Here is a 23642-nt window from a genome sequence, read left to right on the forward strand (position 1 = left end):
ACTTGCATGTATTAGGCATGCCGCCAGCGTTCGTCCTGAGCCAGGATCAAACTCTCCATAATAGAAGAAAATGAATAGCTCATTTCTTGCTGACTTGAGAGGAATTGAATTCCTCTCCCGAATCCGAAAACTCGGTTGCGTTTCTTTTCGTCCGACAAAGGCCAGCTTACTAAGAAACATTTTGCTTAAGTGCGTTAGCACCCTCGCTGTATTTCATTGATGTTTTGCTGTTCAGTTTTCAAGGTTCATTTGTCGTAACTTGCTGTCGGTATTTGTCGTTCGCTCCCGACTGCTTACTTAATATAACACCCGATAAAATAGAAGTCAACAGTTTTATAAACTTTTTGTAAAGTTTGTTGAGTTTTTATTAACATCCATCATTTCAATCAACCAAAACATACGCTACTATACCAATCAGGGCGGGTTCTACTTGCCCATTCACACCATTCTTCCACCATTAGAAAAACGGTCCCCCAGTCATTCCGGGAACCGTTTCACTTTCTTACATTACTCTATGAATACGAAGTACAAGATAAAGATAATCCATAAACCATACATGATTGGATGAACTTCTTTTCTGCGTCCACTTATAACCATTGTTATTGGATAGAAGATGAAACCAATCGCGATTCCGGTTGCGATACTATACGATAGCGGCATCGCAATAATCGTAAAGAATGCCGGCACAGCGATTTCGAAACGTTTCCATTCAATATTTCCCAATGAAGACGCCATCAGTACACCTACGATAATCAAGGCTGGTGCAGTTACTTCAGATGTAATGACAAACAGCAGCGGCGAGAAGAATAATGCGAGTAGAAATAGGACACCAGTTACGACAGACGCAAAACCTGTTCTCGCTCCCGCAGCTACACCAGCAGTAGATTCAATGTAGGAAGTTGTAGTCGACGTTCCAAAAACCGACCCGGTGACGGTCGCCATCGAGTCGGCTAGAAGTGCCTTACCCGCCCTCGGCAACTTATCATCTTTCATCAGCCCCGCCTGATTCGCAACTGCGACCAGTGTTCCCGCTGTGTCAAAAAAATCCACGAATAGGAATGTAATAACGATCACCAGGAATTGAGCTGTAAAAAGCGAACCCGGATCATGGAAAATCGCTTCGAATGCAGCACCGAATGTCGGAGCTACAGAAGGTACGCTGGAAACAATTTTATCAGGCATACTAATCAGCCCGAAAATCATTCCTACTATAGTAGTAGTTATCATGCCGTAAAATATAGCACCCTTAATGTTACGAACCATCATGATCACAGTAATGACTAGGCCGAAAATGGCCAGCAGGGTCGGACCTTGTGTAAGGTCACCCAAAGTGACAAGCGTATTTGGATCTGCAACGATAATATTGGCATTTTGAAACCCAAGGAATGTAATGAAAAGACCGATACCCGCACCTACCGCAAATTTAAGTTGTGCGGGAATTGCATTAATAATTGTTTCGCGAAGACCCGAAAGTGATAAAACAATAAAAATGAGACCCGAAAAGAGTACGCCTGTTAATGCAGTTTGCCAAGGAATCCCCATCCCTAATACAACACTGAATGCAAAAAATGCATTCAGTCCCATACCGGGAGCAAGTCCAATTGGATATCTCGCGATTATTCCCATAAACAAAGAACCTACTGCTGCAGCAAGTGCCGTTGCAACAAATACAGCCCCCTTGTCCATACGCATTGCGTCAGGTATATCAGTAATGCCGTCAAGTGACAACATTAAAGGGTTAACGATAAGAATATATGCCATCGCTAGAAATGTTGTCAGCCCACCGATAACTTCCCGGCGGTAGGTCGTACCAAGCTTGTCGAACTCAAAATATTTTTTCATGTATACCTTCCTCTGTATATAAAATTTCGAAAAAAAGAAGCATGCGATTGTACCTCGCATGCTTCTTAAAACAAATCCAAATAGAAGGGGGCCCCCCCGTCTAATGAAATCGTAGTCGGAACATTTAAGGTGTCCCGGTAGAAACTTCCGGGCCATATCCCCGGTTTTATACGATACTCTTTATTTTATTCCCACTCGATAGTTGCCGGTGGCTTGCTTGTTACATCATAAAGGACACGGTTAATCTGTGGCACTTCTTTCGTAATGCGTGCACTGATTGTTTGCAGGATGTCCCAAGGAATCTTGGCCCAATCGGATGTCATTCCATCGACCGAGGTCACCGCACGGATACCGATAGCATAATCGTATGTGCGTTTTTCATCTCTTACGCCGACGCTGCGAATGTCAGGCAAGACCGTGAAGTATTGCCAAATATCCCGTTCAAGGCCTGCTTTCCTGATTTCATCACGCAGGATCCAGTCAGATTCCCGGACGATTTCCAACTTATCCTCGGTAATTTCGCCAAGTACACGAATACCTAGACCCGGACCCGGGAATGGTTGGCGCCAAACGATTTCTTCAGGAAGGCCCAGTTCAAGCCCCACCATACGCACTTCATCCTTAAAGAGCGCGGAAAGAGGTTCGATTAGTTCGAAATCCATATCTTCAGGCAAACCACCAACGTTATGGTGTGATTTAATCGTTTCGGATGTAGCTGTTCCGCTTTCGATAATGTCCGCATAGATAGTACCTTGTGCAAGGAAATCGATACCGTCAAGTTTTGCTGCTTCATCATCGAATACATAAATGAATTCATTACCGATGATTTTACGCTTCTTCTCCGGTTCAGAAACACCTTTCAATTTATCAAGGAAACGTTTCTGTGCATCGATTTTAATGAAATTCATATTAAATTTACCGCTGAATGTCTCAACAACACCGTCGGCTTCACCTTTTCGAAGAAGTCCGTGATCAACAAATATACATGTAAGCTGATCTCCGATTGCACGGTGGAGCAAAGCAGCTACGACAGAAGAATCGACTCCGCCACTTAGCGCGCAAAGGACTTTTTTATCGCCGACGGTTGCACGGATTTTCGCCACTTCGATTTCAACGAAGCTCGCCATTGTCCAATTGTCTTTCGCTTCGCAAATATCAAATACGAAATGGCGCAACAGGTCTTTACCAAACTCGGAATGATGAACTTCCGGATGGTATTGGACGCCATAGATATTCTTTTCTTCATTACCGATTGCAGCTACTTCACAGGAATGCCCGCTAGCGTAAGTCAAAAATCCTTCCGGCAACGTAACAACGCGATCGCCATTGCTCATCCATACATCTTGCTTCTCAGCTTGTCCACTGAATAATTTAGATGAAGTTTCCACAATGATAGGCTCTTTACTGTAATCGCGCGCTGATGACTTTTCAGATTTCCCTCCGAAGTTTTTAACGACAAGTTGCATACCATAGCAAAGTCCAAGGACCGGGATACCTGAAGTAAAAATCTCCGGATCAATTCCATATGCATTTGCATCGTCAATAGAGACAGAACCACCCGACAAAATGATACCGACTGCATTCATGTCCTTAAGTTCTTGAGCAGTAATGGTATGTGCGTGAAGTTCACTATAAACGCCGAGCTCTCGAATTGTTCGGGTAATGAGCTGGTTGTATTGACTACCGTAATCAAGCACCACGATTTTTTGTTGTTCGACTAATAAAGGAGCTGTTGACAATCGATCCACCTCTTCCTTTTACTCCAAGATGCTTTTAAATATAGAAAAACGCGTCAGAAAGTCCTTCTTTCCGCGCGTCTCATCATCCATAAAAAAGCGAATCCGGTCCAAAAAGTAATTGAACTGAATTCGCCTTCATAGTCAAGTCATTTCCGGTAACTTGGTAGAAACATCCGAACCATATTATCGGACATATATGAGGGCACCTTGGGCTTATTCTTTTTTTAATCTTACTTCTAATAAAGTCAAAAATCAACCCGAAGTCCTATTGATTAAATCTTCCCACATTTCTTTTAAAGCTACCCAATTATGATTAATTATATCCCCTCCATACAAACCTTTTTCATACGCTTTTGTTAGAGTAATCATTTGTTCCCCGCCAAAGTATTTATCAACGTTCATGGCGTAATCTGAAAGGGTCATGCCATCCTTACGCTTCAGCCCGGTTCTATCGAGTTGCTTCATTAAACTCTTATATTGTTTTGTGAAGGCATACCAGTCATACTTTCCGGATTTGTGCGTGTGAATCAGTACTCTTGGGAGCCATTTCGCTCTGGCAACAAACAACCTCCAAGCAATCAGGGCCAATATAAATCCAGCCGCGACTATTTTCCAACTATTACTTCGAATCCAGTCACCGAAGGCTTCGAACAGCTCCCCAATTTCGAATTCCTTTTTCGCTGTAGCCTGTTTTTTCTCTAGCTCTTTTTTCTGTTTCTTCGGTTCTTTTGTTTCTGGCGCCTTTAGTTCGTCATTATTCTGTTCGATATCATACTCGATTTCAGTAAAGTTGCTGAATCCGATAGTCGGTTCAAACGGCATCCAGCCAATTCCCGGCATGTATGCCTCGACCCATGAATGCGCTTCGTTATTCGTAATTTGATAAACTTGCTCGCCAGCATCATTCAATACATATTCTCCGGGTGCAAAACCTTTCACCCAGCGCGCAGGAATATCAATTGCGCGCAACATGACCACCATGGACGTTGAAAAGTTATCACAATAACCCTTTTTTGTATCGAAAAGGAACTGATCTACATAATCATCGTCAGCTTTCGGAATGGCTACACCCTGCTGTGTGTAAACAAAACCGTTCCTTCCAAAATACCTTTCAATCGCTTTCGTTTTTTCATAGACACTTTCATGATCCACCGATATTGTTTCTGCAAGACCCCTTACACGCTCAGGTAATTGCTCGGGAAGCTGCAAGTACTGGTTAAAATCTTCAGTTTCACTTGAGTAATCTTCCATTGTTGTAGCCCTTAACGCTTTCAAACTATAATCAGGTTCTGTAAATTCGATTTCATAGGAATCCAGGATTCCTTCACTACCCCCGATTTCCGTAAGATATTTTCCCGACGCTTCCGAATGTTGAAAAACAACATCTTGTGATGCGTACACTTTGTTCATCCCATAAGGATAAACGATGAACGGGAAATCTTCCGACACTTGTAGGTCTGCCAAGAGTCGGGATTCCTCATTTGCATGGTCAGAGTTACCAAAGTCGCCCATTTCCACACCGGAATCATAAGTTGTCTGCGCTTTATTCGCGGAAATCTGTTCCCACCCTTTAGAGGTATACGTGTTTTTCGTTTCAATTTTCCAGTACTGTTTTTCAGCTACTTTTGCTTCGATAACAAGCGTATTGTCTTGCACGAACGAACCGCCCAGTGTCGAATCGTCCGCATCGTATCCACTTGTCGAAATCCCGGTACCTCCCCCTTCTCCGGAACCTTGTACAAAAGACTTGAAATAAGGTAGCGGATCCGGCCATATAGGTTCCTGTTTCGGCAATACATTCGCAAAAGCTACGCTGACAACGACTGTAAAAAGTAGCGGGACGGAAATTGATAAGAGTGCCCCCGTCGAAATGGATGTATGATGTTTTTCCGCCAATCTGGAAATAGTCAGCATTCCAAGCAATAATAATCCTGTCACCATGATTCTGAAAATGGCTGCGTCTGCAGAATAAGGACCGAATGTATCAATAAATGAGATAAACACAACGGTCATGATATAGAACAGCAATATGCTCTTTCTAACTTCAATCCAATGACGGATCAGATAACATGTCATCCATAATAACGAGAAAAAAAGGACAGTCCTAAATGGATTCGTGATATGTTCCCAGTCGCCGACCATAATAATCGGGATGTTCGAAAACAGATTTTCAATTAAATAAGTAACTGTTTCCCTTGATAATAGTATTCTGTCAAAAAACATATAATGAGTTGTCCACGCAACGTACAACACTTTAATCGGAACAACTATCCACCACTTGACCCTGAGTAACGCCAAGAAAAATGCCAATGCTACAAATAGAAGGAACAGTATCAAATGACCCGAATCAGTCAATTCTATGACCGGTATGAGCCATTCTCTTAAAAGGATGAATGCAAGTATATACAGAAGTAGAAGAATCCGCTTGTCAATCCGTGTTCCATTCATACTCTGCCCACCCCTTTAAAAGCATCCGAAAACTGTTCCCTTTCTAGCACATGAACGGTGATTCCTTTAGACCTGGTCAATTGAATAGTGTCCTCAACTGTTTTCAAAATCGGATTATCCCGTTTCACGACAGTAAAACAAATGATTGAACCCGCACCTTTCGCATTGAGCAAAACAGACTGCAAGAAAGGCCAATCCGGATTTCCTGTTATCACCACAATACTGCCACCCTGCCGAAATTCAGTCCCTAAATCCACCGGTATATCTGCACTTGCGGTCGACTTAATTTTCGCAAGGTGAACTAGTGCACGATGAAGTTGTTCTTCAGATTGAATATAAGGAAACAAAGAACGTTCGGGTCCAGTTGTCATCATCGCCAGATCCGCCTGATGCTCCGAAACCTCCATCAATATTGAAGCTGTAAGTTCAACCAGCTCCTCAAACACATCTGTTTCCCTGCCATCCAATAGAAGTAATAATTCTTGCGATCGTCTGTCCTCGAACTCTTTTGTCATTAATGTCTGCGTCCTAGCGAATGATTTCCAATGAATCCATGTCACCCGGTCGCCTGCCTGATAATTTCTAACCCCGGTCGCCATCGTTGTATCTTTGACAATATTCAAAGGTGAAACCATCGTGCCTTGGTCATATTGGGTATCGAAAGGCACGTAATGAATATCCGTCGTTTTCGGAAACACAAGAATCGTATCCTTCGCTTCGATAAATTTCTTTTTGCGAAGCCACCCGAAAAAATCAACTATATCAACAGTGACCCCTTGAAGTACATGCTCTCCCCTTGGCATCTGTTCAACTTCGTATTCCCACTGAACTTCTTTGCTGAATCCAAAAAGGAACAGGCGTTTCAAACTATCACCTGCTAAAACAGTAATCTCACGCTCCGCCCATTTTTCAGCTACAACAGTATATAGCAGGGGAAACCGGTCTTTTCGTTTTACAGTCAAAGAAACAATCAGCTTTTCACCATTTTGTACATGCGGTGTCCGGATCACTCGTTCTACAGTCATCCCCGATAGTGGGTAGAGGAATAACAAAATGGAATAGATGACGAAAGGCGATATGATATAAAAAATTGTCCAACTGACCATGCCGCCCTGGAACATCGCGAAAACAAATGTACCTATCAAAATGAACAATAAAAATAGGAATCGGCCAAAAATATCGACCATTTTTCGGACTGTTTTCATTTCAACCGAACCTTATCCACCGGTACACGAACTTTCACCAAAATCCGTTCAATAATTTCCGATGTGGAAATCCCTTCATATTTGGCTTCCGGACGCAGAATCATACGGTGTCCAAACACAAATGGAGATAAATACTGTACATCGTCAGGGGTGACATACGTTCTTCCTTTTATCATCGCATATGCCTGACACGCTTTCATAAGCGCCAGGGATCCACGCGGACTTACCCCTAAATAGACATATGGATTTTCGCGTGTCTGCGAAGCGCATTCCACGATGTATGATTTGATCGTTTCGTCGACTTTGACCTCCGTCACCGCGCTTTGCAAATCGATTAAATCATCCAGGGAAATGACCGTTTCCAAGTCATCCATCGGCACCGCCCTTTCGGCGCGGTTCAGCACTTCAACCTCTTCCGCCTTTGAAGGATAGCCCATTTTCAATTTGAATAGAAAACGGTCCAATTGCGCTTCCGGCAACGGGTATGTCCCTTCATATTCGATTGGATTTTGTGTCGCCATCACGAAAAACGGTTGCGGAATCCGCATCGTTTCCCCGTCTATCGTCACCGAGGACTCCTCCATCCCTTCCAATAGTGAAGATTGTGTTTTCGGCGAGGTTCTATTGATTTCATCGGCAAGAATGATATTCCCCATGATCGGACCTGGTCTAAATTCAAACTCCATCTCTTTTGGATTATAAATTGAAACGCCAAGAACGTCAGAAGGCAACAAGTCGGGAGTGAATTGAATACGCTTGAAATCCGCACCGATTGACCTGGCCAATGCCTTTACCATCATCGTTTTCCCAACGCCCGGTACGTCTTCCAGCAGAACATGTCCGCGGGCAAGAAGTGCCGTGACACTTAATTCGGCGATATCCCGTTTTCCGATCATCACTTTTTCGATATTGGATAAAACCTTTTCAACTATCTCTCTATGCGTCATTTCTGTTCCCCCAATTGTCTACAATAAACATTTATCCGAAAATTAACACAACACACTTCCATAATACAGGATATCCGTTTACCGGACAACTTACGCATTATAGATGAAAAAGAAAAAGGACCCCGTATAGGAGTCCTTCAAGTCATTTCCAAAAGTCATCAAAGATGGTGATCGGCATATGCCGTTTGTGTTGCGATCGGAGATAATGGTTCTCTATCGCAGCGCGAGGGCCTTCCGGAATCTCTTTTCCTTCAAGATAATCATCGATATCATCGTACGTGACGCCGAGCGCGACTTCATCAGGTACGGCCGGCTTGTCTTCTTCAAGATCCGCTGTCGGTATTTTCGTATAAAGATGTTCTGGACAGCCGAGTTCTTGCAACAGTTGTTTTCCTTGGCGTTTGTTTAATCTGAAGATCGGCATCAGGTCTGCGCCGCCGTCTCCGAATTTCGTGTAAAAGCCGGTGATTGCCTCCGCCGCATGATCACTTCCAAGAACAATACAATCATGCATCGCCGCGATTGAATATTGGGCTTTCATCCGTTCGCGGGCTTTTTCATTTCCCTTCGCAAAATCGGACAATGTTACACCCGCCGCTGTCAATGCCCGTACACTTGCATCAACCGCTTCTTTCACATTGACGGTGTATATCATCGATGGTTTGATGAACTCCAGCGCATCCTGACAATCTTCCTCGTCGAATTGAGTACCATATGGCAACCTGATTGCGATGAATTTGTAGCGCTCCGTCCCCTCTTCGCCATTCAATTCATCAACGGCAAGCTGTGCAAGTTTCCCGACGAGCGTCGAATCCTGGCCGCCTGAAATACCAAGGACGAAACCGTTCAGAAAAGCATTTTTCTTGGCATAATCTTTCATGAAATTGATTGATTTTCGGACTTCCTCTTTTGGATCGATAACAGGTTTTGCCTTTAGCTCGGCAATAATCCTATCTTGCAGTTTCATGACCAAAAAACCTCCTTAGTGATTACTGAACTCTTCCACCATCTCCTGGATTTCCTGGATGTTACGCATTTTGTTGTCCCAACATTTCTGGCTTAAATCAACAGGATATTCTTCGGGATTCAGAGAGCGTTTATATTCATCCCATAATAATCCCAAGTTTTCTTTCGCATAATCACGCATTTGTTGAAGAGTCGGATTTTCGTAGATGATTTCTCCATCTTCAACGACTCTCACATGCAAATCCCTTGCTTCGAAATTTGTGACAAACTTCGAGATGAATGTATGGACGGGATGGAACATTTTAATGCGTTTTTCAGATGCCGGATCCTCGTCATACATCGTAATGTAGTCCCCTTCGGCTTTGCCGTTTTCCCGGTCGATGATGCGGTATAATTTCTTCCGACCGGGTGTTGTCACTTTTTCTGTTGTCGACGAAATTTTGATTGTATCTTCCATTTCGCCTGTATCATTTTCAATGGAGACAATTTTATATACTGCACCAAGTGCTGGCTGGTCGTAAGCTGTGATCAGTTTCGTTCCGATTCCCCACACGTCCACCTTCGCGCCTTGCGCCTTCAAGTTAAGAATTGTATATTCGTCCAAATCATTCGAAACGAAGACTTTCGTTTCTTGGAATCCGGCTTCATCCAACATGCGGCGCGCTTCTTTCGATAGGAATGAAATATCTCCGCTATCCAGACGAACACCGATGAAATTGATTTTATCGCCAAGTTCTTTTGCGACTTGAATGGCCGTCGGTATACCGATTTTCACTGTATTGTAAGTATCGACAAGAAAAACGCAATCCTTATGGCGCTTCGCATACGAATGAAATGCTTCGTATTCGCTTTTATATGCCTGAATCATTGAATGGGCATGAGTCCCTGCAACTGGGATATCAAATCTTTTCCCCGCCCGGACATTGCTCGTCGCTTCGACCCCGCCGATGAAAGTTGCCCGCGCGCCCCATATCGCTGCGTCCATCTCATGCGCACGGCGACTGCCGAATTCCATCACGACTTCATCTTTGACAACTTGTTTAATGCGGCTTGCTTTCGTCGCGATAAGTGTCTGGTAGTTGATGATATTAAGCAGGGCTGTCTCAATCAGCTGCGCTTCGATAAGTGTCGCTTCCACCCGTATGATCGGTTCATTTGCAAAAACTAGTTCACCCTCGACCATCGAATAGACAGTACCCGTGAAACGGAGCCCTTTTAAATACGAAATGAAATCATCTTTATAGCCTAAGTCGTCCTTCAAATAGGCAAGATCGCTCTCACTGAAATGAAAATCCCTTAAATAATCGAGAACCCGTTCAAGCCCTGCGAATACCGCGTAACCATTACCGAACGGCAGCCTTCGAAAGAAAAGTTCGAAAACGGCTTTTCGTTCATGTATACCGTCCGCCCAGTAGGATTCCGCCATATTGATTTGATATAAATCTGTATGTAAAGCCAAGCTGTCATCTGTATACTTTGAACTCATGTCAATCTCCTTCTTCCACATTCTAATGCTTCAAGTATACACTATTTACCCTAATTCCGACGTAACTTAACATGATATAACACATCATTTTAATCATTCGCACAGTTTATGACCCTTTTGCTACATGAAATAACCTTTCCAGAGCCATAGTAAACAGATGGAACCGTAGGAAAGGAGGAACTTTCATGGTAAATGACGATATGCAAGGATCAAGGAAAGACGTTAGTTTGTCTGAAAAAATTAGAACAGGCATGATTAATCAAAATGATATCCATGAAGAACTATCCAGTGAGTTTGCAACCCTTGGCGAGCGTAAAAAAGCGATGATTGATTTATATCGTTCGACTAAGAAGGAAGGCAATGATGAAAAGCTGCAGCCATAAAGAAAGTGACTAGATCCTTGTAAATCGGATCTAGTCACTTTCTTCAATTTACAGTAATAATTAGAATCTATCTTAAAACAAAGTACTAAGTATATACATATAGGGGTAGAATGAGGAAAGGCAAGACATTGCAGGGGTTTCTCCTTGTAATCTTTTTCGTATAAGTGGATACTTGAAAGATAGATTTTATTATATTTTTTACATAAAAATAGGAAATAAGGAGCATTCTTTATATGAATGGGTTATTAGATATTTTCGAGAAAAAGGGACCGCGGCGTATTCTAATTTTCGCATTAATAATAGTAATACTTTTCAGCGTCAGAAGCATGATGAATATTATCTTGTTAACATTTATTTTCGCGTTTTTATTAAATCGTCTTGTTGAGTTTACAGTTAAGCATATCCCTCTAAACCGTAAGTTACTGGTCATTCTACTATATACATTGATAGTTGGTTTGCTGACGGTAGGTGTAGTAAAGTATTTGCCTATAATAACAATGGAAATTAGCCAAATTATTAAGCGTATTACGAATTTTTATGCCGAGCCTCATGATAGCGTTTTGCTGACCTATATAGAATCCGTCATCTCTAGCGATCAAATTGCCGCCTATTTGGAAAACGGTTTTTCATTTCTGTTAAAATATTTCTCTGATATTAGTAAAACGAGTATCCAAGTGCTACTTGCCTTAGTTTTAAGCTTATTTTTCCTGTTAGAAAAACCGCGTTTAATTGAGTTTACAAACAAATTCAAAGATAGCAAGATTGCCCCTTTTTATTACGAAATTGAGTTTTTCGGAAAAAAATTCACAAGTACGTTTGGAAAAGTAATTGAAGCTCAATTCATCATCGCCATTGTTAATACATTCTTGTCGGTGATTGTATTGATCGTACTTGGATTCCCGCAAGTAATCGGCTTGGCCATTATGATTTTCTTTTTAGGACTCATCCCGGTCGCAGGTGTCATCATTTCACTTGTCCCTTTAACGTTAATCGCTTTTACAATCGGCGGATTCCTAAAAGTCGTCTACCTTATCGTAGCAGTCATGATTATTCACGGAATCGAAGCATATATCCTGAACCCTAAACTGATGTCTTCAAAAACAGATTTACCCGTATTTTACACGTTTATCGTGCTGATTTTCTCGCAAAACTACTTTGGTGTCTGGGGGCTGATCATCGGTATTCCAGTGTTTGTTTTCCTTCTAGATGTACTCGATGTGACGAATAAAGAACCCTTAAATTCTGTGACGAATCCAAAGTTCAAGAGATAAGAAAAGACAAGGTGGAAAATTTTAAAATTTCCCCCCTTGTCTTTTTTATGTCGTTATAGGGAAACTTTCTTTTCCAATTCAAGCAGTTGCTCTTTCATGTCTAAGCCAGCCCGAAAACCACCCAACTTACCGCTTTTCGCAACGACGCGGTGGCAAGGTACAATAATCAAGACTGGATTGGCACCGATGGCGGTTCCGACGGCCCGTACCGATTTCGGTTTTTCAATTCGTTCGGCAATGTCCGAATATGATACCGTCTGTCCGAACGGAATTTCTTGCAATGCCTGCCAGACGGTTTGTTGAAATGCGGTGCCATGAAGATCAATCGGCAGTGAGAACTCCTTGCGTTGCTCTGTCAAATAATCGATCAACTCGACTGCGTGTGGCTGCAAAATACTGGCCTCTTCCATCAGGGTATGACTCGGAAGACGATTTTTCACCCATGCGGAAAGTTCTTCGAACCGTGCATTCGGGGAACCGATATAGCAAAGTCCTTCTGTTGTCGCTGCGATATACATATTCCATTGCGAGTGCTTCAGTAGCGTCCAATACACTTCGTTTTTAGAGCTGATCTCCATCTTTCCGCACCTCCATAATTGTTTTCCGATATTGTTTCGGCGTTTGTCCGGTTTACTAATTAACCTTAGTAAATGAAATAGAATAGATTTGAGAGTCCCAAGCTTCGCGCTATTGCTTGTCTATTTTACCAGAGCGGTTCATCTTCATTGGATAATTCAATCATATATAGGGCTAGGACCATCGCTAAAATAGCGGTTACGCACAAGATTGAAATGATAATCGGCAAGTTAAGTTTTAATAAGACTGCAGGGATAAGCGTCAATGAAGGCGAAATGGATATCAAGCCTACCCGCTTTCTAGATTCGGGAGCAACAAATTGTTTTTCACCACAGTATAGGCATTCAATCCCGCTTCCGAACCGTAGGAACTTGATAAATGTATTTTTCCAATTCCATTTACGACCACAACTTTCACAGTTCGGCATTTCCTCACCCCCAATTACTACATATACGTTCTTAATCACAAATAAGTTTCAACGAGCACCATTGATTACCGATATATTTACGTTGAATTTATAAATACCTGTATAACAACAAACACCCCACAAAAAATTCTAGACGACTTTTCTTGCATCATAAAACTCTCTAGATTAGAATCATTATAAATAAGAGAATTTAGGAGCGAATTAAATGTCAACTTTATATGAGCCGGCTCTACATATCAATGACGTCAACTATTCTATGGGTGACGTACATATTTTAAAAAACATTACAGGCTCCTTTCCGAAAGGGAAAATCACGACACTTGTCGGCCCTTCAGGAGCAGGTAAAACAACGTTGCTCAAATTGTGCAATGGCTTGATTTCCCCTACATCAGGAGATATTTTCATTCATGATAAACCCATTTCCTCATATGAACCCACTGAACTGCGCCGCCACGTCGGAATTGCACTTCAAAGCGCACCAATGATCAAAGGAACCGTCTATCATAACTTGGCTCTCCCTATGGAACTGCAAGGTAGAAAGCTCGCCGAGCAGGATGCGATTGCCATTTTGGAAGATGTGGGGCTGGATAAGCTCTTTTTACATCGGAAAACGAACGACTTATCCGGCGGTCAGCTTCAAAAGGTATCAATTGCACGCACCCTGAATAATCGTTCTGAAATCCTACTTCTGGATGAAATCACATCCGCCCTTGACCGATCATCGCTACATGAAATCGAAGAATTGATCGTTAAAATCAATCGGAAATACGGTACTACAATCATCTGGATTACACATAACTTGGAGCAAGCCATGTCAATCGGTGATTATACATGGGTTCTTATGGATGGCCAAGTCATTGAAACCGGTGAAAGTGACTTATTGAAATCACCGATGAATGAAGTAGTCAGGCAGTTTGTACAAGGAGGCGCAGAATGAGTTATCTGACGTTATCCATTACACTTATTTTTGTTATTATCCCCCTACTATTATCCAAGACCCTTCGTTTAGGCTTGGAAAAAGACACGATCGTCGCAACAGTTCGGTCCATTATCCAGCTGCTTGCCGTTGGATACATTCTAAAATTTGTCTTTGAGTCCGAAAATATTTTGTATATTCTTTTGATGGTCACATTGATGATTGCAGCAGCTACGCATAACGCACGGAAAAAAGGAAAGGCGATTGAAGGCATTACGTGGAAAATCGCGGTCACATTAGTTTTTGTCGAAGTGCTGACGCAAAGTATTTTACTTGGCTTCCAAATCGTGCCCCCAACGGCGCAATATATCATTTCAATCAGCGGCATGGTCATCGGCAACTCGATGGTACTATCCATCCTCTTTCTTAACAGATTTACAGCTGAAGTCGAAACGCATCGTGACGAAACGGAACTCATCCTCTCACTTGGAGGAACGCCAAAACAAGCAATTCACAGGCAGCTCATCAATGCCATCAAGGCAAGTATGATCCCGACTATTGAAAGTCAAAAGACAATGGGCTTAGTCCAACTTCCCGGTATGATGAGTGGTCAAATCATCGCGGGTGCGGACCCAATCCAAGCGGTCCAATTCCAATTGCTCATTATTTTCTTATTATTGACGACAGCCGCGGTATCAAGTGTATTACTTGGTTTTTTATCGTATCCAAGCTTGTTCAATCAACGGATGCAACTATTGAAAGGAAAGTTTTAACTATCCACCCCTTGTTTTATTTTCCATGTCGTGATAGAGTTATGGAAATTGTTTTTTCACATAATTTAATATTTTTATTCTTATCAAGAGAGACCGAGGGAGTGGCCCGATGACGTCTCAGCAACCAGCCTATTCAGGCATGGTGCTAATTCCTTTAGGTATTCAAACTGCCTAGAAGATAAGAAGATAGTCTACGATATTTCGGGGACCCTCTTCTTATAGAGGGTCCCCTTTCTATTTCAAAGGAAAAGAGTGATTTCATTGACGAAAAGAAGTTTGGCAACAAAGTTGGTACAACTGGGAAATAACAGTGATCCGCGGACTGGCGCCGTTAACCCGCCAATCCATTTATCAACAGCATACAAACATAAGGGTCTCGGTCAATCCACCGGCTATGACTACACGCGGACGAAAAACCCGACCCGAACCATTTTGGAAGAAGGTATTGCAAACTTGGAGGGCGGAGATGCAGGTTATGCATGCAGTTCAGGCATGGCAGCAATTCAGCTTATCCTGACCCTCTTCCGGCCGGGTGATGAATTGATTGTTCCTGAAGACATTTACGGAGGTACATACCGCCTGCTTGATCAGTATTCGGATCTCTATTCAATCCACACCACGTATACGGATTTTTCTGATGTGAATGAAACTGAGAAGTTGATCACGCCGAAGACGAAGGCGCTCTTCATCGAAACGCCGACGAATCCGCTGATGCAGGAATTTGATATTCTGCAGTACGCCGAACTCGCTCGAAAGCATAATTTATTGTTGATTGTCGACAACACGTTTTTATCGCCCTATTTCCAGAGACCGATTGAACTTGGTGCCGACATCGTCATGCACAGTGCGACGAAATATATCGGCGGACATAACGATGTCCTCTCTGGACTCGTTGTCGCAAAAGGTGAGAAACTTTGTGAAAAACTGGCCGTTAATCATAATGCTATCGGTGCGGTCCTCTCCCCTTTCGATTCGTGGTTACTAATCAGAGGATTGAAGACACTGCATTTGAGAATGAAACAGCATGATGAAAACGCGAAAATAATCGTGAATTATTTAAAGGATGAACCGCTTGTGACTGATGTACTCTATCCAGGAAAAGGCGGAATGCTATCGTTTCGTCTGAACGATAGTGAATCGGTTGGCCCATTCCTTGAAAATCTGCGTCTCATTACCTTTGCGGAAAGTTTAGGCGGAGTGGAAAGTTTCATCACGTACCCAGCAACACAAACGCATGCGGACATTCCGCGCGAAGAAAGGATACGCCGGGGCGTCTGCGACCGACTTCTGCGTTTCTCTGTCGGGGTCGAAGAAGCGGATGATCTTATAGCGGACTTAAAGCAAGTGTTTGCCACTTTGAAAAGCGAGGTGGTTCTGCGATGAGTTTGAATAAAGAGCGATTGGAAACAACTATCATCCACGCATCCGTACGCGGGGAATACGAACGGAAAACGGGCGCTGTCAATGTACCTGTTTACTTATCATCTACGTATCATCAGGACAGCTTCGATGGATTCGGACCGTATGATTACAGCCGTTCAGGCAATCCGACGCGAGACGCTTTAGAAAAAACAATCGCTGAATTAGAAGGCGGTGCGCGGGGTTTGGCATTCGCTTCTGGAATGGCTGCCATTTCTTCCGCATTCATGCTCCTATCTTCCGGTGACCATATCGTCGTCACAGAAGATGTGTATGGCGGGACGTATCGCTTTGTAACCGAAGTTTTGCCAAGATTCGGGATTGAACATACCTTTGCAGATTTGACGAATGTCGAGGAAACGGCCCGTGCGGTAAAACCGAATACGAAAGTAATCTATATCGAAACACCGTCCAATCCACGTTTGGGCATTACGGATATTGAACGTATCGTTGAAATCGCAAAAACAAATAACTGTCTAACTTTCCTGGATAACACGTTCATGTCACCGCTTTATCAACGTCCTCTCGACCTCGGCGTTGATATCGTCCTTCATAGCGCTACCAAATTTTTATCAGGACATAGCGATATCATCGCCGGTCTAGCCGTGACAAAAGACGAGGAGCTTGGCAATCGATTGGCATTCATCCAGAATTCTTTCGGATCTATCCTAGGTGCACAAGATTCCTATGCATTAATTCAAGGAATCAAAACGTTGGGTGCCCGTTTAACGCAGTCATCCGAATCAGCACAGAAAATCGCTACTTATTTACATGATCATTCGTTAGTGGAAGTAGTATTTTATCCCGGGTTAGCAAGCCATCCTGGGCATGCCACACACGCAAGACAGTCGAAAAGTCCCGGGGCAGTCCTGTCCTTCCGATTACCGAACAGGGATACAGCGAAAACATTTGTCGACAATGTCCAGATACCTGTTTTCGCCGTAAGTCTTGGCGGGGTCGAGTCCATTCTTTCCTATCCTGCCACGATGTCTCACGCCGCCATGCCGAAGGAAGAACGGGAAAAACGTGGCATCACCGATGGCCTGCTGCGATTTTCCGTCGGTCTCGAACATGTAGATGACTTGATTGCAGACTTCGATCAAGCTTTGACTAAAGCAACTAGCAAAGTTGCAATACGTAATTAAGTATCTGTAATAAAAATATCTAGTTGGAAAGAAGGAATTTAACATGGCAAAGCAAGTAGCAGAACAAACGGTAACGTTAGCACCCTTCAAAGCAGATCACGTCGGAAGCTTCTTACGGCCGGAGCGTCTAAAAAAAGCCCGTCTCCAAAAAGAAAACGGTGAAATCACTGCTGAAGAATTACGGACAATCGAAGACGAGGAAATTACAAAGCTCGTCGAAAAGCAAAAAGAGGCCGGACTGAAGGCTGTGACAGACGGAGAATTCCGTCGTAAGTGGTGGCACTTCGATTTTCTCGCCGGCTTCGACGGCGTTGAGTTTTACGAAACTGATAAAGGTCTTCAATTCAACGGAGTTCAAACGAAAGCACACGGCATCAAAGTAATAGATAAAATAGGATTCAGCGATCATTATATGATTGAACACTTCAAGTTCCTGAACAGTGTTGCAGGCGATGCAGTCGCCAAATTCACGATTCCAAGCCCGAATATGTTGCTCCATAGGGCGACATTCGAAGAAGGCATCTATGCAAGTGACGAAGAACTATTTCATGACTTGGTTACTGCCTATCAAGACATAATTCAAGCGCTTTATGATGAAGGGTGCCGTTATCTTCAAATCGATGATACGTCATGGGCTTCCTTCTTATCGGAAGAAGGAAGGGAAACATTGAAAGCGAAAGGTCAGGATCCTGACAAACTTGTACAGCTTTCCGCTAAAGTGATTAATGAATCCATCGCAAATAGGCCGGCCGACTTGCTCGTAACAATGCATATTTGCCGCGGCAACTTCCAATCAACCTATTTTTCCAGTGGTGGCTATGAAGAGGTATCTAAAACAATCTTCGGCGGATTGGACGTTGATGGTCTTTTCCTTGAATTTGATGATGAACGCTCAGGCGGGTTTGAGCCGTTGCGACATGTCAATCGGGCCGATATTTCCATCGTATTAGGTTTAATCACTTCTAAATTCGGTGAACTGGAAAACCCTGAGCAGATTAAAGCGAGAGTAGCGGATGCTGCCAAGTATGTTCCGTTAGATCAACTTTGTTTGAGCCCGCAATGCGGTTTCGCCTCAACGGAAGAAGGTAATCTGTTGACCGAAGAACAACAGTGGGAAAAAGTGCGCCACGTAGTGTCAATCGCGCAGAACGTTTGGAACTGATGAAAAGGGGATAATCTATCGAATGCCTCTCTATTAAAAGATAGAGAGGCACTTTGTTTATAAACAATAGAATTGGAAGTGGGAGAAATGAAGAAAGAAGGCTTGCAAAGGTACCATACGATTTGGGGCTTATTATTTTTAGGTTGGTTTGTTTCTTATGTTGACCGAGTAGCGACTGGCCCCATCATTACATACATGATTGAGAACGAAGTTTCCTTTTTTGCAGATGTGGCAAATCCGCATGGTATTGGCGGATTGATCGGCAGTTTGTTTTTTGCTGGCTTCATGCTTATGCAATTTCCCGGCGGTTACTTCGGAGATCGGTTCGGCTATCGCGCCATTATTATTTTAAGCATTGTCTGGGCGGGGATCGCCACTTTATTGACGGGATTGGTCGGAGGTCTAATCGCCTTTATCCTGTTTAGAGTACTCTTAGGGCTTGGTGAAGGCGTATTTTATTCGAATGACCGCTCTTATATCGCCTATCATACCCCCCCTAAAAAAGTCGGGTTAGGTATGGGTGTAGCGCTTACCGGGTTATCTTTCGGTCTGACAGCCGGTACACTCGGGGTTCCTTATCTTATAACAATCGCAGAACCATTTATGGGTGCAGAGGCTTGGCGTTTCCCTTTTTTCGTGACGGGAATCATAACGCTTATCGTGGCATTCCTACTATTTAAATATATGAAGCCAAAAGACGTTTCAAGTGCGTCTGTGGATCTATCTTCACCTGGCATTAAAGCACAATTCGGTAAAGGGCTGCTGTATATGTCCATGTACTCTGCAGTCTTTCTTGTCATCGTAATGGGCATCTACTATTTTTCCGTCAAACAAGGTCTATCTTCCATTGCGATCGCGATTATACTTGTAGCACTTTGTCCGCTCTTAATACTATTTCTATACACAACGAAGAAATCTGAGATAAAGCCCTTGTTGGCGAACAAAAATCTTTTCTTATTATATTTGTTTTTTATCCCTATCATGTGGCATCTATGGTTTTACGGATTTTGGTCCGTCTCTATCGTCAAAGACTTTGGCGGCGGAGCATTAATGGCTGCCGCTTTGATTGCTTCGTTTAATGGCTTGGCTGGTATCATCGGTTTCCCTCTTGGCGGTAAAATTTCCGACATGGTGGCGGATCGTCCAAATGGGCGGCGTAATGTCCTTGCTGTTCTAACCGCCGTACTGACCGTAACCATTTTTATATTCGCAGCCTATGTAATGATGGGCAATAATAGTCCCGTCGTTATGTCTATCATCTTATTCGTTTCCGGATTATTCTTTTTCGCATTGCAGCCGGTTGCACATGCTCTGGCTTCCGATTTGACGCCCGAGAAAAGCAGAGGATCCATGTTTGGGATGCTCAATTTGATTGCAGAAATCGGGGCGGTCCTCTCCCCGGTTGTCTCCGGCGTTCTCCGGGACAGCACAGGTGACTGGGGCATGCCGCTTCTGCTTGACGGTGTACTGATGGCGGTAGGTTTAGTGCTCGTGCTGGCCATCTCACGTAAAGCGGTCCATAAGACTTCTGTTTCTTTGGCGTAAAAGAATATACGTAAAACAGGCCTATCATCAAAAGTGATGACAGGCCTGTTTATACCGTAATGATACGGATATTATTAGCTATAGAACTCTTGAGGAATTGCACCGATAGTTCTTCGGTGATACAGAAGAGGTTCTTTGCTTTCATTCCGGATATCCAAAACTTCGCCTATCAATATCGTATGATCCCCAGCTTCAATTTGTTGAACCGTTTTGCACTGCAGAACCGCCAACGCATCTGAAAGGACTGGGAGATTCAAGTCAGACTCTTTCCAATCGCATTCGCTAAATCGATCAGCTACCCTACTGGAAAACAACGTACATAAGTCACCTTGATCTGCTCCTAAAATATTCACCGAAAACTTTTCGGTATTCAGAAAATCGTTATAAGTGGATACTCTTTTATCGATTGACCATAAAATGAGCAAAGGCTCTAAAGATACGGATGCAAATGAATTGACCGTTAGCCCCATCGGTTTTTTATCCGCATCAAATGCTGTAACAACAGTGACTCCCGTCGGGTAATTCCCCATCGCTTCTTTAAAACGTGCTACTTGTTCCGTCTTTCTATCCATATCAGCAACTCCCATTTTCTTATTTCTTCTAAAAGCATAGCAAATCTATTGGAATATTTCATACTTTATGATTCCCTTTTATATCACTCAAATTTTCCTTCTCTGTAATCCTTGTATGCCTGCACGATTTCCTCTTCTGAATTCATCACAAATGGGCCACGGGCTACTACTTTTTCTCCGACAGGCTGACCTGCATATAACATAATATGCAGTTTTTCTTCCGCGTGAATCTTCACCTCGGACTGTTCGCCATCTGCTCTTTGTTCCAGCCAGAGGACCTGTCCCTTCTTCCCTCCCGTACTGTCACTGCCGAACGTACCATTTCCTTCTATTATATAGATGAAGCCATTATAACTTCCGGGAAGGTCCTGTGTGACGGTAGCATGCGGTTCAAGAATCATCTCGGTCATCGTAACAGGCACATGATTTTTCGTTTCGGCCGTGATACCTTTTGAAGAACCGGAAAAGACACGGATTGTTGCGCCATCTTCATGGCGGACCGGCATATCTCGTGAACGCATGTTTTGGTAGCGCGGTTCCGTCATTTTTTTATCGCTCGGGAGATTCACCCACAGTTGCAAGGAATGAACAATTTCACCGACTGCCGGATCTTCTGTATGAATGATCCCTTTACCAGCCGTCATCCATTGGACATCTCCAGGGGTTAGTTCCCCTCCTCCTGTTTTATTGTCCAAGTGTTCCAACCTTCCGTCAATGACGTACGTAACGGTTTCAATACCCCGGTGCGGGTGCATCCCGAATGTCCCGCGCTCGAAAAAGTCTTCAGCCATCAATAGGAACGGGTCACACTCTTCCCAGTTCCCCGGTTCAATGACTAATCCCACTTTATGAGTCGGTGAATTTTCTTGATAAACGACGTCCCTTACACTTTTAATCCCTCTTGAAAAGACTTGTTTATTGTTCATGTTAAAATCCTCCTTCTATAAGTATATATTGAACATTTACAAACACGTGAAAGGTGAGAAAATGTACCTTACAGGGGTAGCCGAAGCGGTTATGAAGATAATCTTTATAAAAAATACAGCTATACTTATCACGAATAGTAATAGATCCCTCTATATGTTATTATGGAATAAATTCACCAGAATGTGAAGTACACACTTCAAAGTGCTATAGTATATAAAAGGATACTAATGGAGGTTATTATGGGGATAAAGCCTGAACTATGTAAAGTTGACGAAGCTTTAGGCATCTTGGTAGGTAAATGGAAACCGATAATTTTACTGCATTTATTCACCGAAGGTACACTTAGATTCAGTGAATTAAAAAGATTGATGCCGGCTATTACACAAAAAATGCTTACCAAGCAATTGAGGGAATTGGAAGACGAAGATATTATCACCAGAGTCGTCTATCCGCAAGTCCCTCCGAAAGTTGAGTATTCTATTTCAGAGTATGGAAAAAGCTTACAGCCTGTCTTGGCAATAATGCACGAATGGGGTACCAGTCATGCTTCACATATTCAAGAGATAAGAAATACCCCGAATATCAATGATGCATTATAATGGATACATTAAAAACAGACACTCCAAAAAGAGTGTCTGTTTTTGATAAGTTAATTAAACGTTAGCTGCTACGGTCGTTTTTTTATAGAACTCAATAAAGTTATACACGACAGAATCCAAGAAATCGATTGTCGCTTTATCAGTGAGTTCGCCATCTTCGTTCATTTTTTCATGAACTGAACCGACATATACTTCATTACCTGGTAGTAATACAGGTGCTAATGCCGGGTTTGACAGGATTTCTCTTAAGTGTATTTGAGCACGGATGCTACCGAAAGCTCCCATAGATGACCCGACGATGAATCCAGGTTTGTTTTGAAGTGTATAATCTCCTCCTCGTGATAACCAGTCGATTGCATTTTTCAACGCGCCTGGAATCGAGAAGTTATATTCAGGAACCGCAAATAACACAGCGTCTGAATCTTTAACATTATTTTTAAAATCCACTACGTTTGCGGACGGATTGCTTTCTGTATCAATTGAAAACATTTCGAGGTCATTGATGAACACTGGCGTGATGTCCAATTTACCGGCATAACGACTTCTCATATGTTCAACTATTTTCAAGTTGAATGATGTTGAACTGGTACTTCCTATAATTGCTTTCACTTTAATTGTCATGCTGTAAAACTCCTCTACTGTATGATTTATAACTCTGCTTCATCATTAATTATACACCTATAACACCAAACAGGAAGTACGCACTTCATAGTGCCATAGTATACTAAAGGATACCGTTAAAATATTTCAATGGAATAACTACATTTTTAAAGAGACTAGCGCTTCAACCGATCATAACCAACGTATGACCAACCATATACCATCGCCAACCGATCATATACAACACACGACCAACCATATATCATCGCCAACCGACCACAATCAACGCACGACCGACCATATACCATCACCAACCGACCACAATCAATGCACGACCGATCATATACCTTCGCCAACCGACCACAATCAACGCACGACCGACCATATACCATCACCAACCGACCACAATCAACGCACGACCGATCATATATCATCGCCAACCGACCACAATCAACGCACGACCGACCATATACCATCACCAACCGACCACAATCAACGCACGACCGACCATATACCATCGCCAACCGACCACAATCAACGCACGACCGACCATATACCATCACCAACCGACCACAATCAACGCACGACCGACCATATACCTTCACCAACCGATCACAATCAACACACGACCAACCATATATCATCTTCAACCGACCACAATCAACACACGACCGACCATATACCTTCACCAACC

The 23642-nt window shown here is 43.0% G+C and carries 21 protein-coding genes, 1 rRNA gene and 3 riboswitches; of the genes, 9 read left to right on the forward strand and 13 right to left on the reverse strand.

Annotated elements, in window-relative coordinates; all coding sequences use genetic code 11:
• From HDC33_RS15590 to HDC33_RS15625, 8 genes are all read right to left on the reverse strand, one after another.
• Positions 1 to 62: ribosomal RNA gene (locus HDC33_RS15590) — 16S ribosomal RNA — on the reverse strand; the annotation flags it as partial.
• 445 nt (positions 63 to 507) lie between these two features.
• Positions 508 to 1842, reverse strand: coding sequence for an NCS2 family permease (locus tag HDC33_RS15595; RefSeq protein ID WP_179393498.1), 1335 nt, complete (start codon positions 1840 to 1842; stop codon positions 508 to 510).
• A 92-nt stretch (positions 1843 to 1934) separates the two neighbouring features.
• A riboswitch (purine riboswitch) is annotated at positions 1935 to 2036 on the reverse strand.
• Positions 2028 to 3581, reverse strand: coding sequence for a glutamine-hydrolyzing GMP synthase (guaA, locus tag HDC33_RS15600; RefSeq protein WP_179393499.1), 1554 nt, complete (start codon positions 3579 to 3581; stop codon positions 2028 to 2030). Its footprint overlaps the riboswitch before it by 9 nt.
• A 118-nt stretch (positions 3582 to 3699) precedes the next feature.
• A riboswitch (purine riboswitch) is annotated at positions 3700 to 3801 on the reverse strand.
• Between the two features lie 32 nt (positions 3802 to 3833).
• Positions 3834 to 6029: a transglutaminase-like domain-containing protein gene (locus HDC33_RS15605; RefSeq protein WP_179393500.1), complete on the reverse strand. Its 2196-nt coding sequence runs from the start codon at positions 6027 to 6029 to the stop codon at positions 3834 to 3836.
• Positions 6026 to 7234, reverse strand: a complete 1209-nt coding sequence (locus HDC33_RS15610) for a DUF58 domain-containing protein (protein ID WP_179393501.1) — start codon at positions 7232 to 7234, stop codon at positions 6026 to 6028. Before HDC33_RS15610 ends, HDC33_RS15605 begins: the two co-directional genes overlap by 4 nt.
• Positions 7231 to 8181 (reverse strand): AAA family ATPase, encoded by a 951-nt coding sequence (locus HDC33_RS15615; protein WP_179393502.1) that lies wholly within the window; start codon positions 8179 to 8181, stop codon positions 7231 to 7233. Before HDC33_RS15615 ends, HDC33_RS15610 begins: the two co-directional genes overlap by 4 nt.
• 142 nt (positions 8182 to 8323) lie before the next feature.
• On the reverse strand, positions 8324 to 9148 hold the full coding sequence (gene nadE, locus HDC33_RS15620) for an ammonia-dependent NAD(+) synthetase (protein WP_179393503.1): 825 nt from the start codon (positions 9146 to 9148) through the stop codon (positions 8324 to 8326).
• A gap of 15 nt (positions 9149 to 9163) precedes the next feature.
• Positions 9164 to 10633: a nicotinate phosphoribosyltransferase gene (locus HDC33_RS15625; protein WP_179393504.1), complete on the reverse strand. Its 1470-nt coding sequence runs from the start codon at positions 10631 to 10633 to the stop codon at positions 9164 to 9166.
• A gap of 185 nt (positions 10634 to 10818) precedes the next feature.
• On the opposite strand from HDC33_RS15625, the gene HDC33_RS15630 reads away from it, so the two are divergent.
• Together HDC33_RS15630 and HDC33_RS15635 are read left to right on the forward strand one after the other, a co-directional pair.
• Complete coding sequence (locus HDC33_RS15630; protein ID WP_179393505.1) at positions 10819 to 11016, forward strand: hypothetical protein; 198 nt, start codon at positions 10819 to 10821, stop codon at positions 11014 to 11016.
• A gap of 233 nt (positions 11017 to 11249) precedes the next feature.
• Positions 11250 to 12287 (forward strand): AI-2E family transporter, encoded by a 1038-nt coding sequence (locus HDC33_RS15635; protein WP_179393506.1) that lies wholly within the window; start codon positions 11250 to 11252, stop codon positions 12285 to 12287.
• Between the two features lie 53 nt (positions 12288 to 12340).
• On the opposite strand, the gene HDC33_RS15640 is transcribed toward HDC33_RS15635, so the two are convergent.
• On the reverse strand, positions 12341 to 12865 hold the full coding sequence (locus HDC33_RS15640; RefSeq protein WP_179393507.1) for a methylated-DNA--[protein]-cysteine S-methyltransferase: 525 nt from the start codon (positions 12863 to 12865) through the stop codon (positions 12341 to 12343).
• 125 nt (positions 12866 to 12990) lie between these two features.
• Positions 12991 to 13290, reverse strand: a complete 300-nt coding sequence (locus HDC33_RS15645) for a TIGR04104 family putative zinc finger protein (RefSeq protein WP_179393508.1) — start codon at positions 13288 to 13290, stop codon at positions 12991 to 12993.
• A 205-nt stretch (positions 13291 to 13495) separates the two neighbouring features.
• Here HDC33_RS15645 and HDC33_RS15650 point away from each other — a divergent pair, with 205 nt between their 5' ends.
• From HDC33_RS15650 to HDC33_RS15675, 6 genes are all read left to right on the forward strand, one after another.
• The gene (locus HDC33_RS15650; protein WP_179393509.1) at positions 13496 to 14227 is read left to right on the forward strand and encodes an ABC transporter ATP-binding protein; all 732 of its coding nucleotides are present in this window, start codon (positions 13496 to 13498) and stop codon (positions 14225 to 14227) included.
• Complete coding sequence (locus HDC33_RS15655) at positions 14224 to 14979, forward strand: ABC transporter permease (protein ID WP_179393510.1); 756 nt, start codon at positions 14224 to 14226, stop codon at positions 14977 to 14979. Before HDC33_RS15650 ends, HDC33_RS15655 begins: the two co-directional genes overlap by 4 nt.
• 77 nt (positions 14980 to 15056) lie before the next feature.
• Positions 15057 to 15164, forward strand: a riboswitch (SAM riboswitch).
• Between the two features lie 76 nt (positions 15165 to 15240).
• Positions 15241 to 16362, forward strand: coding sequence for a methionine biosynthesis PLP-dependent protein (locus HDC33_RS15660; RefSeq protein ID WP_179393511.1), 1122 nt, complete (start codon positions 15241 to 15243; stop codon positions 16360 to 16362).
• Positions 16359 to 17543, forward strand: coding sequence for a cystathionine beta-lyase (gene metC / locus HDC33_RS15665; RefSeq protein ID WP_179393512.1), 1185 nt, complete (start codon positions 16359 to 16361; stop codon positions 17541 to 17543). The genes HDC33_RS15660 and metC overlap by 4 nt, the downstream gene beginning before the upstream one ends.
• Positions 17544 to 17586: 43 nt before the next feature.
• Entirely contained in the window at positions 17587 to 18705 is a 1119-nt protein-coding gene (locus tag HDC33_RS15670; protein WP_179393513.1) for a 5-methyltetrahydropteroyltriglutamate--homocysteine S-methyltransferase, read from the forward strand.
• Positions 18706 to 18792: 87 nt separating this feature from the next.
• Positions 18793 to 20250 carry an MFS transporter gene (locus tag HDC33_RS15675; RefSeq protein ID WP_179393514.1) on the forward strand — a complete coding sequence of 486 codons (1458 nt, stop codon included), beginning with the start codon at positions 18793 to 18795 and terminating at the stop codon, positions 20248 to 20250.
• Positions 20251 to 20324: 74 nt separating this feature from the next.
• Here the strand turns inward: HDC33_RS15675 and HDC33_RS15680 are convergent, their stop codons facing one another.
• Positions 20325 to 20822 (reverse strand): flavin reductase family protein, encoded by a 498-nt coding sequence (locus HDC33_RS15680; protein WP_255457467.1) that lies wholly within the window; start codon positions 20820 to 20822, stop codon positions 20325 to 20327.
• Between the two features lie 83 nt (positions 20823 to 20905).
• A complete protein-coding gene (locus tag HDC33_RS15685; protein WP_179393515.1) occupies positions 20906 to 21748 on the reverse strand; it encodes a pirin family protein in 843 nt (280 codons plus the stop codon).
• Positions 21749 to 21988: 240 nt separating this feature from the next.
• On the opposite strand from HDC33_RS15685, the gene HDC33_RS15690 reads away from it, so the two are divergent.
• Positions 21989 to 22348 carry a winged helix-turn-helix transcriptional regulator gene (locus tag HDC33_RS15690; RefSeq protein ID WP_179393516.1) on the forward strand — a complete coding sequence of 120 codons (360 nt, stop codon included), beginning with the start codon at positions 21989 to 21991 and terminating at the stop codon, positions 22346 to 22348.
• A gap of 54 nt (positions 22349 to 22402) precedes the next feature.
• On the opposite strand, the gene HDC33_RS15695 is transcribed toward HDC33_RS15690, so the two are convergent.
• Positions 22403 to 22969 carry an NADPH-dependent FMN reductase gene (locus tag HDC33_RS15695; RefSeq protein ID WP_179393517.1) on the reverse strand — a complete coding sequence of 189 codons (567 nt, stop codon included), beginning with the start codon at positions 22967 to 22969 and terminating at the stop codon, positions 22403 to 22405.
• Positions 22970 to 23642 lie beyond the last annotated feature (673 nt).

This window comes from Sporosarcina sp. JAI121 (assembly GCF_013408665.1).
GTDB lineage: Bacteria > Bacillota > Bacilli > Bacillales_A > Planococcaceae > Sporosarcina.

Bases quoted from the DNA above. Each gene is read 5' to 3' on its own strand.
- HDC33_RS15595 (WP_179393498.1), bottom strand. From the start codon at position 1,842: ATGAAAAAATATTTTGAGTTCGACAAGCTTGGTACGACCTACCGCCGG.
- HDC33_RS15605 (WP_179393500.1), bottom strand. From the start codon at position 6,029: ATGAATGGAACACGGATTGACAAGCGGATTCTTCTACTTCTGTATATA.
- HDC33_RS15610 (WP_179393501.1), bottom strand. From the start codon at position 7,234: ATGAAAACAGTCCGAAAAATGGTCGATATTTTTGGCCGATTCCTATTT.
- HDC33_RS15615 (WP_179393502.1), bottom strand. From the start codon at position 8,181: ATGACGCATAGAGAGATAGTTGAAAAGGTTTTATCCAATATCGAAAAA.
- nadE (WP_179393503.1), bottom strand. From the start codon at position 9,148: ATGAAACTGCAAGATAGGATTATTGCCGAGCTAAAGGCAAAACCTGTT.
- HDC33_RS15625 (WP_179393504.1), bottom strand. From the start codon at position 10,633: ATGAGTTCAAAGTATACAGATGACAGCTTGGCTTTACATACAGATTTA.
- HDC33_RS15630 (WP_179393505.1), top strand. From the start codon at position 10,819: ATGGTAAATGACGATATGCAAGGATCAAGGAAAGACGTTAGTTTGTCT.
- HDC33_RS15635 (WP_179393506.1), top strand. From the start codon at position 11,250: ATGAATGGGTTATTAGATATTTTCGAGAAAAAGGGACCGCGGCGTATT.
- HDC33_RS15640 (WP_179393507.1), bottom strand. From the start codon at position 12,865: ATGGAGATCAGCTCTAAAAACGAAGTGTATTGGACGCTACTGAAGCAC.
- HDC33_RS15645 (WP_179393508.1), bottom strand. From the start codon at position 13,290: ATGCCGAACTGTGAAAGTTGTGGTCGTAAATGGAATTGGAAAAATACA.
- HDC33_RS15650 (WP_179393509.1), top strand. From the start codon at position 13,496: ATGTCAACTTTATATGAGCCGGCTCTACATATCAATGACGTCAACTAT.
- HDC33_RS15655 (WP_179393510.1), top strand. From the start codon at position 14,224: ATGAGTTATCTGACGTTATCCATTACACTTATTTTTGTTATTATCCCC.
- metC (WP_179393512.1), top strand. From the start codon at position 16,359: ATGAGTTTGAATAAAGAGCGATTGGAAACAACTATCATCCACGCATCC.
- HDC33_RS15670 (WP_179393513.1), top strand. From the start codon at position 17,587: ATGGCAAAGCAAGTAGCAGAACAAACGGTAACGTTAGCACCCTTCAAA.
- HDC33_RS15675 (WP_179393514.1), top strand. From the start codon at position 18,793: ATGAAGAAAGAAGGCTTGCAAAGGTACCATACGATTTGGGGCTTATTA.
- HDC33_RS15680 (WP_255457467.1), bottom strand. From the start codon at position 20,822: ATGGATAGAAAGACGGAACAAGTAGCACGTTTTAAAGAAGCGATGGGG.
- HDC33_RS15685 (WP_179393515.1), bottom strand. From the start codon at position 21,748: ATGAACAATAAACAAGTCTTTTCAAGAGGGATTAAAAGTGTAAGGGAC.
- HDC33_RS15690 (WP_179393516.1), top strand. From the start codon at position 21,989: ATGGGGATAAAGCCTGAACTATGTAAAGTTGACGAAGCTTTAGGCATC.
- HDC33_RS15695 (WP_179393517.1), bottom strand. From the start codon at position 22,969: ATGACAATTAAAGTGAAAGCAATTATAGGAAGTACCAGTTCAACATCA.